At 65.5% G+C, this 12643-nt stretch carries 14 protein-coding genes; 6 read left to right on the top strand and 8 right to left on the bottom strand.

Annotation, left to right across the window (positions count from 1 at the left end; genetic code table 11):
- Positions 1–111 precede the first annotated feature (111 nt).
- Complete coding sequence (locus tag SSA01S_RS04950; protein ID WP_061779486.1) at positions 112–624, bottom strand: thioredoxin family protein; 513 nt, start codon at positions 622–624, stop codon at positions 112–114.
- Between the two features lie 189 nt (positions 625–813).
- Here SSA01S_RS04950 and SSA01S_RS04955 point away from each other — a divergent pair, with 189 nt between their 5' ends.
- A complete protein-coding gene (locus SSA01S_RS04955; RefSeq protein WP_082794941.1) occupies positions 814–1362 on the top strand; it encodes a DUF6624 domain-containing protein in 549 nt (182 codons plus the stop codon).
- A 58-nt stretch (positions 1363–1420) separates the two neighbouring features.
- Here SSA01S_RS04955 and SSA01S_RS04960 read toward each other — a convergent pair whose 3' ends face one another.
- From SSA01S_RS04960 to dnaK, 3 genes are all read right to left on the bottom strand, one after another.
- Positions 1421–2242 (bottom strand): hypothetical protein, encoded by an 822-nt coding sequence (locus SSA01S_RS04960; RefSeq protein ID WP_061779488.1) that lies wholly within the window; start codon positions 2240–2242, stop codon positions 1421–1423.
- 130 nt (positions 2243–2372) lie between these two features.
- Positions 2373–3500 (bottom strand): molecular chaperone DnaJ, encoded by a 1128-nt coding sequence (gene dnaJ, locus SSA01S_RS04965; RefSeq protein WP_061779489.1) that lies wholly within the window; start codon positions 3498–3500, stop codon positions 2373–2375.
- Positions 3501–3668: 168 nt separating this feature from the next.
- A complete protein-coding gene (gene dnaK / locus SSA01S_RS04970) occupies positions 3669–5567 on the bottom strand; it encodes a molecular chaperone DnaK (RefSeq protein WP_061779490.1) in 1899 nt (632 codons plus the stop codon).
- 179 nt (positions 5568–5746) lie between these two features.
- Between dnaK and SSA01S_RS04975 the strand changes: the two genes are divergently transcribed.
- Both SSA01S_RS04975 and SSA01S_RS04980 read left to right on the top strand, forming a co-directional pair.
- Positions 5747–6187 carry a copper chaperone PCu(A)C gene (locus tag SSA01S_RS04975; protein WP_082794936.1) on the top strand — a complete coding sequence of 147 codons (441 nt, stop codon included), beginning with the start codon at positions 5747–5749 and terminating at the stop codon, positions 6185–6187.
- Positions 6184–6642, top strand: a complete 459-nt coding sequence (locus tag SSA01S_RS04980; RefSeq protein ID WP_061779491.1) for a hypothetical protein — start codon at positions 6184–6186, stop codon at positions 6640–6642. The genes SSA01S_RS04975 and SSA01S_RS04980 overlap by 4 nt, the downstream gene beginning before the upstream one ends.
- A 230-nt stretch (positions 6643–6872) precedes the next feature.
- Here the strand turns inward: SSA01S_RS04980 and grpE are convergent, their stop codons facing one another.
- Positions 6873–7418 (bottom strand): nucleotide exchange factor GrpE, encoded by a 546-nt coding sequence (gene grpE, locus SSA01S_RS04985; protein ID WP_061779544.1) that lies wholly within the window; start codon positions 7416–7418, stop codon positions 6873–6875.
- Positions 7419–7430: 12 nt separating this feature from the next.
- The gene (hrcA, locus tag SSA01S_RS04990) at positions 7431–8471 is read right to left on the bottom strand and encodes a heat-inducible transcriptional repressor HrcA (protein WP_061779492.1); all 1041 of its coding nucleotides are present in this window, start codon (positions 8469–8471) and stop codon (positions 7431–7433) included.
- Between the two features lie 294 nt (positions 8472–8765).
- On the opposite strand from hrcA, the gene rph reads away from it, so the two are divergent.
- Positions 8766–9482, top strand: a complete 717-nt coding sequence (gene rph / locus SSA01S_RS04995; protein WP_058732159.1) for a ribonuclease PH — start codon at positions 8766–8768, stop codon at positions 9480–9482.
- Positions 9479–10105, top strand: a complete 627-nt coding sequence (gene rdgB / locus SSA01S_RS05000) for an RdgB/HAM1 family non-canonical purine NTP pyrophosphatase (RefSeq protein ID WP_061779493.1) — start codon at positions 9479–9481, stop codon at positions 10103–10105. The genes rph and rdgB overlap by 4 nt, the downstream gene beginning before the upstream one ends.
- A gap of 91 nt (positions 10106–10196) precedes the next feature.
- Here the strand turns inward: rdgB and SSA01S_RS05005 are convergent, their stop codons facing one another.
- Together SSA01S_RS05005 and SSA01S_RS05010 are read right to left on the bottom strand one after the other, a co-directional pair.
- Positions 10197–10583 (bottom strand): hypothetical protein, encoded by a 387-nt coding sequence (locus SSA01S_RS05005; protein WP_058732161.1) that lies wholly within the window; start codon positions 10581–10583, stop codon positions 10197–10199.
- Positions 10584–10616: 33 nt separating this feature from the next.
- A complete protein-coding gene (locus tag SSA01S_RS05010; RefSeq protein ID WP_240954597.1) occupies positions 10617–11249 on the bottom strand; it encodes a CAP domain-containing protein in 633 nt (210 codons plus the stop codon).
- On the opposite strand from SSA01S_RS05010, the gene hemW reads away from it, so the two are divergent.
- Positions 11248–12414: a radical SAM family heme chaperone HemW gene (gene hemW, locus SSA01S_RS05015; protein WP_061779545.1), complete on the top strand. Its 1167-nt coding sequence runs from the start codon at positions 11248–11250 to the stop codon at positions 12412–12414. The genes SSA01S_RS05010 and hemW overlap by 2 nt on opposite strands.
- Positions 12415–12643 lie beyond the last annotated feature (229 nt).

The following is a 12643-nucleotide window of genomic DNA, read 5'->3' on the forward strand; positions in this document are numbered from 1 at the left end:
GGGAGGGGAGCTATTTGCGGAAACGACTGCCCATGCCCTCTCCCCTCCCGCAGGCGGGAGGGGCTGGGGGAGGGAAAGCCCGCTGTTATTTGAGCGATCGGTCGATGAGTCTCACCCCACCCAGCCCGCCAACCAGTCCGCCACCGCCTGCGGCGTCATCGAGCGCGCATCGGCCAGCGCCGTCTCGCGGCCCGCATTGATCAGCTTGTTGGTCTTCGGATCGACGATCAGCACAGCCGGTACGCCCGCCAGACGCCCCTTGATCCCATAAGCCGCCGGGATATCCATATTCTGGTCGAAGCGGCCGACATCGACCGTCACCACCTCGAAATGCTTCGCGACGAAGGGACGCATCTGCGGCGTCTCCATCACGCCTGCCAGCAAGCGGCAATCGAGGCACCAATTGCCGCCCAGGTCGATCAGTACCCGCTTGTGCGCCTTCACCGCCCGCGCCCGCGCCGCCGCGATCGTGGCCTTCGCATCGCCTGCATGATAGGGCAGCGGCAAAGGCTTGGCCAAAGCCTCGAAACTGGCGACGCCGACACGCGGCGCCGATACCGGCGCGGCGGCGGGGAGCGCGACGGACGCGGCGATCAGGGACAGGGCGAACAGCCGGGATTTCATGCGAAAGGCTTCCTTCTATCGGATAGCCGACAATGGACCCCGAAAGCCGCCTTTTGACAAGCCAGCGTTGCTGCGCGCGGATCAAGTTCACCTACGCCTTGCCAACATTGTTTACAGGTGTAATCAATAACGCAGAACCAACGAAAGGGATCGGCGATGCAAAAGCGTGGTGTGGCGATACTGGCTTGGATGGCACTCCTCCCCGCATCGATCCAGGCGCAAGCGCCTCAACCGAAAGACAATCCGCAGCTGACCGCGATGTTCGATGCCGATCAGGCGATCCGCGCGTTGATCGACCCCGCCAAGCCGATCGACATGGCGCAGGTCCGTCGCATGATCGCCGAGGACGCCACACGCCGGGCGACTGCCCGGACGCTGCTGGCCGAGGGAAAGCTCTCCACCGCAGAGGATTATTATCACGCCGCCTTCCTCTTCCAGCACAGCTCGGACGCGGCGGACTATCTGCTCGCCCACTCGCTTGCGATGGCGGCGGTGGCACGGGGCAAGGCCGAGGCGAACTGGATCGCGGCCGCGACGCTCGACCGCTATCTGATGAAGATCGGCCAGCCGCAAATCTACGGCACCCAATATACCCGGTCAAAGGAGAGCGGGGTGACCATGGCCCCCTATGACCGCGCGCTAATCCCCGACAGCCTGCGCACCGCGCTGGGCGTGCCCGTGCAGGCGGAGCAGCTCAAGAAGTTGGAGGGCATGAAGGCGCCGCTTTCCAAACCCTGACCGGCGGATACCGGCGCGTAAGGCCCGAATGCCCTGAAATTCCCGCAGACTGGAGAAACTAGACCCCTTCCTTGGGAATCAGGCTCGACACGTTCCGCGCGGCGAGCACCCAGCGATAAAAGGCGTCGACCACATAAAGCCGCATCGTCGTGGGTTCGACACTCAGTTTCTTTACGCCCTCCAGGCACTCGGGCGAATTGACGAGCATCGCCTGCTCCAATCCCCGGACCAGATCGCTGCCCTGCGGTGCATGGAATAGCCGGGTGGCCAGAACCGGCTGCGTCTGCACCAGACAAGCCGCGACGATATAGCCCGACATCTCAGGGTTCTGGCGATAACGATTATGCCGGGTCTCGACCGTACGAAAGCGAGCGCGCACTGCCGGATCGAAGGTCTGTGCCGGGGTCAGCGCGGCATCGGGCGCAAAGCTACGCAGTGTCCGCTCGAGCAGGATGCCGCGATCGATAAAACTTTGTCCGGCTTCGCCAGGGTCCCAGGGGGTGAAGGTTCCACGCGGCGGATAGCAACCCCAGTTCGTCGAGATGAGCCAACCTTGCGCATATTGGGTGCTGGCCAGTGCAGGCAGCCCTTCCACCGCCTTGCGGAGCCCATCACGATCGGCCTTGGTCATCGCACAGGCGAGGAACTGGTCAGCGCGCTCATAGGTGATGTTGATCGCGCTATTGTCGACGGGGGCCCAGCGGACATTGACCGGCAATTCATCACGTGGAAGGCTGAGCGCGCGGACGATGATTTCGTCGGAGGAACCGCCATCGGGTAAGAGGACCTTGTTCGTCTTATCCGATTTCGCGTCTCGAGCCGATACCGGACCGGCCAACATCGCGCTCATGGCGACCAAGCAACCGAACAGCTGACGCATCGCAGAACTTTCTCCCAAAAGTCGCAATGCGGATCATGACGCTTGCGCCACGTTGGAGTCAATAAGGTCGGGATACAGCTGAACCCGCCCCCATATGAGCCAATATTATGGAAGCAGATGAAAAACTTGACTATTCGCCCGCAAACACACTCTTCAACTTGGCGAAAAAGCCCTGGCTTTCGGGGCATTCGTCGCCCGTCTCGGTTTCGCGGAAGAGTTCGAGCAGTTCGCGCTGGCGGGTCGACAGGCGAGTCGGGGTCTCAACTTCGATCTGGATGACCAAGTCGCCGGTGCCGCGCCCCTGCAGGACGGGCATGCCCGCGCCGCGCTGGCGGAGTTGCTTGCCCGACTGGATACCCGCCGGAATCTTGATCTCATGGCTACGGCCGTCGAGGCCGGGGATGGACAGCGAACCGCCCAGCGCCGCCGTGGTGAAGCTGATCGGCGCGCGCGCAAACAGGGTCGTACCTTCACGCTCGAACAGGGCGTGCCGCTTCACGTGGAGGAAGATGTAGAGGTCGCCCGCAGGAGCACCGCGCGCGCCCGCCTCGCCCTCGCCGGACAGGCGGATGCGGGTGCCCTCGTCGACGCCCGCCGGTATGTTGACGGCCAGCGTCTTGGTCTTCTCGACGCGGCCCTCGCCGCGACAATCGGGGCACGGATCGGCGATGATCTGGCCCGCCCCCTGGCAGACCGGGCAGGTTCGTTCGACCACGAAAAAGCCCTGCTGCGCGCGGACCTTGCCATGGCCACCGCAATGCTGACACGTCTTGGCGCTGGTCCCGGGCTTGGCCCCCGTGCCGTCGCAGGTGTCGCATGCCGCCGACACATCGACGGTGATCTCGGTCTGCTTGCCGTGGAACGCCTCTTCGAGTGTGATTTCCATGTCGTAGCGCAGGTCCGCGCCGCGCCGGGCCTGTTGCCGGCCGCCGCCACGCCCGCCACCCATGAACTCGCCGAAGACGCTTTCGAAAATGTCGGAAAATGCGCCGAAATCTTGAGCGCCGCCGCCACCGCCGCCCATGCCCTGCTGGAACGCGGCATGGCCATAACGGTCATAGGCCGCCCGCTTCTGGGGGTCCTTCAGGCAGTCATAGGCTTCGCTGATCGCCTTGAACTTGGCCTCGGAGTCCTTGCAGCCCGCATTGCGGTCCGGATGGTACTGCATGGCCAGCTTGCGGTAGCGCGACTTGATCGTCGCATCATCCGCGGTGCGCTCGCATTCGAGCAGTTCATAATAATCGATCGTGGTGCTCATGCCCGGTCTCGCCCCGTCCGCCCGTGCGCGCTTCGGCTCCGGCCCGACCGGCGGGAGCGACGCCGCGAAGCGCTTCAGTCATGGGCCCCGGCTTCACTCAACCGGGGCGGTAATCAATCGCAATGGCCATGGCCCGGCCCACCCGAAGGCAGGCCGGGCGCATGCGCCTTACTTGGTGTCGTCGACTTCCGAGAATTCGGCGTCGACCACATCGTCCTGCTTGGCCGCCCCTGCGTCGGCAGACGGCGAGGCTTCGGCCTGCTGCTGCTTTTCGTAGATGGCCTGGCCCAGCTTCATCGCGACCTGAGCGAGGGCCTGCGCCTTCTCGTTCATGGTGTCGGGGTTGCCACCCTCGACCGCCGTCTTGGTCTCGGCGATCGCCGCCTCGATTTCCGACTTCAGCGACGCGTCGACCTTGTCGCCATTGTCGGCCAGCTGACGCTCGGTGGTGTGGATCAGCGACTCGGCGTTGTTCTTGGCCTCAGCCTCGGCACGACGCTTCTTGTCCTCTTCTGCGAACTTCTCCGCGTCACGGACCATCTGGTCGATGTCGTTGTCCGACAGACCGCCCGAGGCCTGGATGCGGATCTGCTGCTCCTTGCCGGTGCCCTTGTCCTTGGCCGAGACGTTGACGATGCCGTTGGCGTCGATGTCGAACGTGACCTCGATCTGCGGCACGCCGCGCGGCGCGGGCGGGATGCCGACCAGGTCGAACTGACCCAGCAGCTTGTTGTCCTGCGCCATCTCGCGCTCGCCCTGGAAGACCCGGATCGTCACCGCATTCTGGTTGTCGTCGGCGGTCGAGTAGACCTGGCTCTTCTTGGTCGGGATCGTCGTGTTGCGGTCGATCATCTTGGTCATGATGCCGCCCAGCGTCTCGATACCCAGCGACAGCGGGGTCACGTCGAGCAGCAGCACGTCCTTGACGTCGCCCTGCAGCACGCCCGCCTGGATCGCCGCGCCCATGGCGACGACTTCGTCCGGGTTCACGCCGGTGTGCGGGTCCTTGCCGAAGAAGTTCTTCACGACCTCACGGACGCGCGGCATACGGGTCATGCCGCCCACCAGCACCACGTCGGCGATCTCGTCGGCCTTCATGCCCGCATCGGCCAGCGCCTTCTTGCAGGGCTCCAGCGTACGCTGGATCAGGTCCTCGACCAGACGCTCCAGATCGGCGCGGGTGATGGTCTTGACCAGATGCTTCGGACCATTCTGATCGGCGGTGATGAAGGGCAGGTTGACCTCGGTCGACTGGGCCGAGGACAGCTCGATCTTCGCCTTTTCGGCCGCTTCCTTCAGACGCTGGAGCGCTAGCTTGTCCTTGGCGAGGTCGATGCCCTCGTCCTTCTGGAAGCCCGATGCCAGGAACTCGACGATCTTGTTGTCGAAGTCTTCGCCACCCAGGAAGGTGTCGCCGTTGGTCGCCTTCACTTCGAACACGCCGTCGCCGATCTCGAGGATCGAGATGTCGAACGTACCGCCGCCAAGGTCATAGACCGCGATCGTCTTGCCGTCCTGCTTCTCAAGGCCATAGGCCAGAGCAGCCGCCGTCGGCTCGTTGATGATGCGCAGCACTTCGAGGCCCGCGATCTGACCGGCGTCCTTGGTCGCCTGGCGCTGGGCGTCGTTGAAATAGGCGGGAACCGTGATGACCGCCTGGGTCACCGTCTCACCGAGATACGATTCAGCGGTTTCCTTCATCTTCTGCAGCGTGAAGGCCGAGATCTGCGACGGGCTGTAATCCTTGCCGCCTGCATTCACCCACGCATCGCCGTTCGGACCGCGCGCGATCGTGTACGGGACCAGTTCGGTGTCCTTCTTGGTGACGGGGTCGTCGAAGCGACGGCCGATCAGGCGCTTCACCGCGAAGATGGTGTTGTCGGGGTTGGTCACCGCCTGACGCTTGGCAGGCTGGCCGATCAGGCGCTCGCCATCCTTGGCGAAGGCGACGATCGACGGCGTGGTGCGCGCGCCTTCCGCGTTTTCGATAACCTTGGGCTTGCCGCCCTCCATGACAGCGACACAGCTGTTGGTGGTGCCGAGGTCGATGCCGATCACTTTTGCCATAAGTCTCTAAATGCCCCTCAAGAACATAGTCTGGAAGTTCGATGCCGGGGCCGTCCGGTCCCGAAAGCGGCAACCGAAAACCCCGTTCACGAAGCCGGATATAGGTGGGCGATTTGTTGCCGCAAGATTGGATGGAACCTAGGGTCGTGTCAGGATTTGCCGAAACGAGAGGGTTTGCCATGCGTCGTGCGTTTTTTTGGGGGCTTTGCGCCGTGTCGAGCGCGGCGCTGCTCACGGCATGCAGCGGCAAGCCGACGTTGGAAAGCACGGAAGGCTGGGTCCGCCTGCCCGCCGTACCGGGACGCCCGGCGGCCGCCTATTTCACCATTCATGGCGGCCCCCAGCCCCTGAAGCTGATCGACGTCAGCAGCGACGTCGCGATCGGCAGCGAGATGCATGAGGGCGGCATGGCGATGAAGAAGGTCGCCGCCGTCGATATTCCGGCGGGCGGCACCGTCACCTTCCAGCCGGGCGGTCGGCATGTGATGCTGTACAACATGAATCCGGGCGTGAAGCCGGGGCGCATCCTGTCGCTGCTCCTGACCTTTTCCGACGGCACCCGGCTGCGCCAGGGGGCGCGGGTGATCGCGGCGGGCGATCCCGCGCCGACCGGCTCGTGACGAAGCGCGCCCTCACCCCGGCCGAGGAAGCGCTGGCCCGCAGCGTCTTCGGCGATGCGATCGATTATGCCAAGGTGCGGCTGTCGCCGACCAAATGGGCCTTCTTCCAGCCGCGCGACACGGTGATGGCCCCCACCGGCTGCATCCATTTCCATCCCAAAGGCGGGCTGTGGCGCGGGGATTTCGGCACCTGCCCCTTACACGAACAGGGGCTGTTCGTGCATGAGATGGTCCATATCTGGCAGCATCAACGGGGCATCTTCCTGCCGCTGAAGCGGCATCCTTTCTGCCGCTACACCTATGCGCTGAAGCCCGGACAAGCCTTTGCCCGCTATGGCCTGGAGCAGCAGGCGGAGATCGTTCGCCATGCCTTTCTGCTGAAACGCGGGGCGGTGGTGGCGGGGGCTCCGGCGGTGGCGCAATATGAGACGTTGGTGCCGTTTCGGGGGACTTAGCGGGTGTTGGTCCTTTAGGGTGACTGCCCTCCCCCCTTCCCTCCCGCCTGCGGGAGGGGCGTGCCTGTGGGCACCGCAAGCGCTTCATCCCCAGAGTGGGGAAACCTTAGCCGCACAGCGCTCCCCTCCCGCAGGCGGGAGGGGATGGGGGAGGGAAAGCCCCAGGCCCCGAACGCAAAAAGGGCGGACCAACCGGCCCGCCCCTTCGTCAAACGTCAAAAAAAGCCCGATCAGTCCGGCTTCTTGGCCACCGCGACCAGCGCCGGGCGAAGCAGGCGGTCCTTGATCATATACCCCGACTGCATCTCCTGCACGATCGTGCCCGGCTCCTGGTCGGAGGGCATTTCGATCATCGCCTGATGCTTGTTGGGGTCGAGCGGCTGGCCCAGCGCCTCGATCTTGGTGATGCCGTGACGCCCGAGCACGCTGTCCAGCTCGCGGCCGGTGGCGTCGAGGCCGGTCACCAGCCCCTTCCACTTGTCATCGGTACGCAGATCGGCCGGGATCGCCTGAAGGGCGCGCTGGAGGTTATCGGCGACCGACAGCACGTCACGCGCGAACGCGGTCGCGGCATAGTTGCGCGCGTCGACCGCTTCCTTCTCGGCGCGGCGACGGACATTCTGGTTCTCGGCCTGGGCGTAGAGATATTGCTGCTTGGCCTCGGCCAGCTGGTTCTCCAGCTCGGCGACGCGGTCCTGCACCGCCACTTCGGGCGCGGCCTCGGCCGTCTCTTCACGCAGGTCGTTCTGGGTTTCGTTGGTCGTATTCTCGCTCATCATAATCCCTGTTCAGCCCATCATCCGGGCGAGCGTTGCCGCCGTGAAATCCACCATGGGCACGACGCGGGCATAGTTCAACCGCGTCGGCCCGATTACGCCGACCACACCGACCACTTGGCCGTCGAGGCCGCGAAAAGGCCGGGCGATCACCGAAGACCCGGAAAGCGCGAACAATTTGTTCTCCGCGCCGATGAAGATGCGGGTCGAATCGCCCGCGCGCGCCGAATCGAGCAGGCTGGCGATTTCCTGCTTGCCCTCCAGATCGTCGAGCAGGTCGCGGACCCGTTCCAGATCGGCGGCGGCCGCAGCGTCGATCAGCCGCCCCTGTCCACGCACGATCAGGATCGGCCGCCGCGCGCCATCCTCGCTCCAGACGATCAGCCCCTGTTCGACCAGCGCCCGCGCCGCGCCGTCCAGCGCGGCACGGCCCGCCGCAAGCTCGCGCTCCAATCGCTCTCGCGCCTGTCCCAGCGTGAGGCCGGCGAGCGTAGCGGAGAGATAATTGCCCGCCTCGATCAACGCAGAGCCGGTCATGCCCGGCGGCAGTTCCAGCACGCGATTCTCCACCGCGCCATCCTCGGCGACCAGCACCGCCAGCGCCTGGGTCATCGACAAGGGCACGAAACCGATCGAGCGCAGCTTCAACTCGCGCTTGGGGACCATCACCAGCCCGGCACAGGCCGACAGTCCCGACAGCACCGCCGTCGTCGCCGCCAGCGCCTCCTCGACCGGGCCGGAGCGGGCGGCCCGCGCCTCGATCGCGGCGCGCTCCTCGATGCTGGGCTCCATCGCGTGCATCATGCCATCGACGAACAGCCGCAGGCCGACATCGGTCGGCATCCGCCCCGCGCTGGTATGCGGTGCCGCCAGCAACCCGCGCTCCTCCAGTTCCTGAAGGACGTTGCGGATCGAGGCGGGAGACAGGTTGATCCCCGACAGCGCGATCGTCTTCGACCCCACGGGCTGACCGCTGGTCAGATAGCTGTCGACCACCACGCGAAAGATATCGCGCGCCCGGTCGGTCAGCTCGGTGATCGGTGGGGTGACCATGATGGAAATGTAGGCGCGCGCACTGCATCACTCAACCGCGATCGGGAGACACTCTTCTTCTCCGCGCCTCTGCGCGCAAAAAAAAGAGATTGATCACGCGAAGCCGCGAAGGCGCGAAGATTTCCAGTCCCTCTTCGCGGCGTCGCGGCTTCGCGTGAACCATTTTGTCGCGCAGAGGCGCAGAGGCGCAGAGGGCGCAGAGAAGAAGGGGAGTGTCTTCCGATCGCCACCTTGGTCTCTGGCGCATCGCGCGGGGGCCGGTTAGGGCTGTCTTCAAGGAACAAGGAGAAGACTATGCGCCCGTCCGGCCGGATGCCCGACCAGATGCGTCCCATCACCATCGAGCCGAATTTCACCCGCCACGCCGAAGGTTCGGTGCTGATCGGGTTCGGCGATACCAAGGTGCTCGTCACCGCCAGCGTCGAAGAGCGCGTGCCCCCCTTCCTGCGCGGCAAGGGTGAGGGCTGGGTCACGGCCGAGTACGGCATGCTCCCCCGCGCCACCCATACGCGCGGCAGCCGCGAGGCCGCCAAGGGCAAGCAGTCGGGCCGCACCCAGGAAATCCAGCGGCTGATCGGCCGTAGCTTGCGCGCCGTCTGCGACCTGAAGGCACTGGGCGAGCGGCAGATCACCATCGACTGCGACGTGATCCAGGCCGATGGCGGCACCCGCACCGCCGCCATTTCGGGCGCCTGGGTCGCGCTGCGCATGGCGGTCAACAAGCTGATGGCCGAAGGCAAGCTGACCAGCGACCCGATCCGCAACAAGGTCGCCGCCGTGTCCTGCGGCATCCATCAGGGCACGCCGGTCCTCGACCTCGATTATATCGAAGATTCGAATGCCGATGCCGACGCCAATTTCGTGCTGATCGAGAACGGCCACATCGCCGAGGTGCAGGCGACCGCCGAGCACGCCACCTATGACGAAGAGGCGCTGCTGCGTCTGCTCCGTCTCGCACGCATGGGCTGCGCCGAAATCTACGCGGCGCAGGACCGGGCGATCCGCGCATGAGCGGCGAGGGAAGCGGCCGTCAGGCGATCCGCAAGCTGGAGCCCGGCAAGCTGGTCCTCGCCAGCCACAACAAGGGCAAGATCGTCGAATTCCGCGAACTGCTGGCACCGTACGGCGTCGAAGTGATCGCGGCCGCCGATCTGGACCTGCCCGAGCCCGAGGAGACCGGCACGACCTTCGTCGCCAATGCCGAGCTGAAGGCACTGGCCGCCGCCGACCTGTCGGGGCTGCCCGCTCTGTCGGACGATAGCGGGTTGTGCGTCGATGCGCTGGGCGGCGATCCGGGGCTATTCTCGGCGCGCTGGGCCGGGCCGACCAAGGACTTTGCGATGGCGATGCGCTCGGTCGAGGATCGGCTGAACGAGGAACCGGACATGAGCCGCGCCGCGCACTTCGTCTGCGCGCTCGCGGTCGGCTGGCCCGACGGGCATGTCGAATGGTTCGAGGGTCGCGTCGACGGCACGATCGTGTGGCCGCCGCGCGGCGACAAGGGCCATGGCTATGACCCGATCTTCCAGCCGCTGGGTAAGACCGAGACCTTTGCCGAGATGGACCAGGACGAAAAGAACCGCATCAGCCACCGCGCCGACGCATTCGGCCAGCTGGTGAAGGCGGTGTTCTAAAGCTGATGGAGGGGTGTCGCCCTATCGATAGCGGGACACCCCTCCGTCAGGGCTTCGCCCTGCCACCTCCCCTTCAAGGGGAGGAAATACCCTAACCCTTCGCCAGCCGCTTCTGGTTCGCGGTCACGGCCCGGTGCACCGGCGCCATTGCCTGGACCGGCATCGATGCCCCGATCAGCATGGCACGCGCCATCGTCTCCCACGCATCGATCACCCCGCCGCGCGGGTCATGCTGCGACAACCGCGACAGCGCCGCCTGATCGCGGTTCCAAACCTTGGCCGACTGGTCGAAGGCCTTCACCTTCTCGCTGACCATCAACGTCATCTCCGCGATCGAGGAGGTGCCCGTCGCCATCGCCCCCATGCGAGTCGCAATCACGCTCTGCGCGCTCAGCATCGCTTCGCTCGCCATCACCGCGAAGCGGGCGGGCGCCGTCCAGAAGGCGAGCCACGCCATCGGATCATAGGGATTGGCCATGTGCGTCAAACCTTTCGTCCGTCCCGGCCTGAGTCAGAAAGCCCGCTCACCAAAGACGTTGCCGGTGGGGCTATAGCGGCAAACGAGGAAGTCGTCGCGCCTGTTGCTCGCCATCGCGCAACCGACCGCCGTGGATCGGGCCCAGACGATCTGGGTGTAATGGCCGACATCGCCGAACTGGCCCGTCCGGCTGGATTGCGGCACCGGCAGGTTTACGAAATTGCTCCGCTCGGCCAGCCAATGGCTCATCATCTCGTCATAGCGATAGGCGCCGCGCGTACCGGTCCACAAATTCTCGCCCAGCCGGGTCGGCCCCTGCGGCTGGTCGGCATGTTGGAAGCGGCCGGTCCGCGCCATCTCCTGCGCATAGGCGAGCGCGCTGGCGGCCAGCCCTTCGTCCCAGCTCAGCGGCGGCAGGCCCACCGCCGCGCGCGCCGCCCGGTGCCCCTCCAGCATCGCCTGACGCAACAGCCCTGCCCCCCGCGCCGTCGGCGTGTCGGAGGCGCGTTCCTCGACCACCCGCGCCGGCGGGCTCTCGACACCACCGGTCTGCGACGGCACCACGGGACCACAAGCCGCCAGCATGATGGCAACGATCGGGGCCAGGACGGGAATCGATAAGAGATGGCGAAGCGTGCGCATCGCCGCCATATCGGGCGACATCATGTCCTCCGCAATATCGCCCCGTTCGTCATCGGCTCCCTCCCCGCTCGCGCTCTATGTCCACTGGCCCTTCTGCGTTTCCAAATGCCCCTATTGCGACTTCAACAGCCATGTCCGCGAGTCGGTGGACCAGGCCGCCTGGGCCAAGGCGCTGCTCGCCGATCTGGCGCATGAGGCGGAGGCCCTGCCCGGGCGGCGGCTGACGTCGATCTTCTTTGGCGGGGGTACGCCGTCGCTGATGCCGCCCTCCACGGTCGCCGCGATCCTCGACGCGGCCGAGCGCCATTGGGGCTTTGCGGAGGATATTGAGATCACGCTGGAGGCCAACCCCTCCTCGGTCGAGGCGGCGCGCTTCGCCGACCTGGCCGCCGCCGGGGTCAACCGCGCCTCGCTGGGCGTGCAGGCGCTGGACGATCAGGCCCTTCATTTCCTCGGCCGCGCCCATGGCGTCGACGAGGCGCTGCGGGCGCTCCAGACCGCGCAAGGCCTGTTCGGACGCGTCAGCTTCGACCTGATCTATGCCCGCCCCGGCCAGCCGCTCCCCGACTGGGAGGCCGAGCTCACCCGCGCGATCGGCTATGGCACGGAGCACTTGTCCCTCTACCAGCTGACGATCGAACCCGGCACGCGCTTCCACACCGAAGCCGCCGCCGGGCGTCTGGTCATCCCCGATGGCGACGCCGCCGCCGATCTGTTCGAGACGACGCGCAGCCTCACCGCCGCCGCCGGACTGCCCGCCTATGAAACGTCCAACCACGCCGCGCCCGGCGCGGAGAGTCGCCACAACCTGACCTATTGGCGCTATGGCGACTATGCCGGGATCGGCCCCGGCGCGCATGGTCGGCGAGAGGGCGTGGCGACGGTCCGGCGCAAGAAGCCGGAAAACTGGATGACGGCGGTCGACCGCAACGGCCACGGCATCGAACAGGAGGAAAGCCTCCCCCCCGTCACCCGCGCGACCGAAGCGTTGGTCATGGGTCTGCGCCTGACCGAAGGCGTCGACCTGTCCCGCGTCGCCGCCCTGGCCGAAGGACGACCGATGGTGGACGAGAACGCCGCGACGCGAATGGCTGCACAGGGGCTGATCCGGCGCGATGGCGACCGACTGATCGTCACCGACGCGGGCGCCTTGTTGCTCGATGCGATCCTGCGCGATCTGGTGATCTGAACGGTTTTGGAGGGTCGTCGGAGGCTACGGAAGCGGCATTCGTGTCCTCCGCCGCCCCGCCACTCGGAACGGCGATCAGCCCGGTCGCAACAATCACATCTACTCACGAGCGCTTGTTGCAACAATGCAACATCTGAACGTAAAATGAATGTAATTTTCGAAATATTCAGCGGCGCTCTATCCAACCGTGACAGTTTTATAAAATTTACTTTACAAATTAGTGATTTAG

The organism is Sphingomonas sanguinis NBRC 13937, assembly GCF_001591005.1.
GTDB classification, from domain to species: Bacteria; Pseudomonadota; Alphaproteobacteria; order Sphingomonadales; family Sphingomonadaceae; genus Sphingomonas; species Sphingomonas sanguinis.

Bases quoted from the DNA above. Each gene is read 5' to 3' on its own strand.
- SSA01S_RS04950 (WP_061779486.1), bottom strand. From the start codon at position 624: ATGAAATCCCGGCTGTTCGCCCTGTCCCTGATCGCCGCGTCCGTCGCG.
- SSA01S_RS04955 (WP_082794941.1), top strand. From the start codon at position 814: ATGGCACTCCTCCCCGCATCGATCCAGGCGCAAGCGCCTCAACCGAAA.
- SSA01S_RS04960 (WP_061779488.1), bottom strand. From the start codon at position 2,242: ATGCGTCAGCTGTTCGGTTGCTTGGTCGCCATGAGCGCGATGTTGGCC.
- dnaJ (WP_061779489.1), bottom strand. From the start codon at position 3,500: ATGAGCACCACGATCGATTATTATGAACTGCTCGAATGCGAGCGCACC.
- dnaK (WP_061779490.1), bottom strand. From the start codon at position 5,567: ATGGCAAAAGTGATCGGCATCGACCTCGGCACCACCAACAGCTGTGTC.
- SSA01S_RS04975 (WP_082794936.1), top strand. From the start codon at position 5,747: ATGCGTCGTGCGTTTTTTTGGGGGCTTTGCGCCGTGTCGAGCGCGGCG.
- grpE (WP_061779544.1), bottom strand. From the start codon at position 7,418: ATGAGCGAGAATACGACCAACGAAACCCAGAACGACCTGCGTGAAGAG.
- hrcA (WP_061779492.1), bottom strand. From the start codon at position 8,471: ATGGTCACCCCACCGATCACCGAGCTGACCGACCGGGCGCGCGATATC.
- rph (WP_058732159.1), top strand. From the start codon at position 8,766: ATGCGCCCGTCCGGCCGGATGCCCGACCAGATGCGTCCCATCACCATC.
- rdgB (WP_061779493.1), top strand. From the start codon at position 9,479: ATGAGCGGCGAGGGAAGCGGCCGTCAGGCGATCCGCAAGCTGGAGCCC.
- SSA01S_RS05005 (WP_058732161.1), bottom strand. From the start codon at position 10,583: ATGGCCAATCCCTATGATCCGATGGCGTGGCTCGCCTTCTGGACGGCG.
- hemW (WP_061779545.1), top strand. From the start codon at position 11,248: ATGTCCTCCGCAATATCGCCCCGTTCGTCATCGGCTCCCTCCCCGCTC.
- SSA01S_RS05010 (WP_240954597.1), bottom strand. From the start codon at position 11,249: ATGATGTCGCCCGATATGGCGGCGATGCGCACGCTTCGCCATCTCTTA.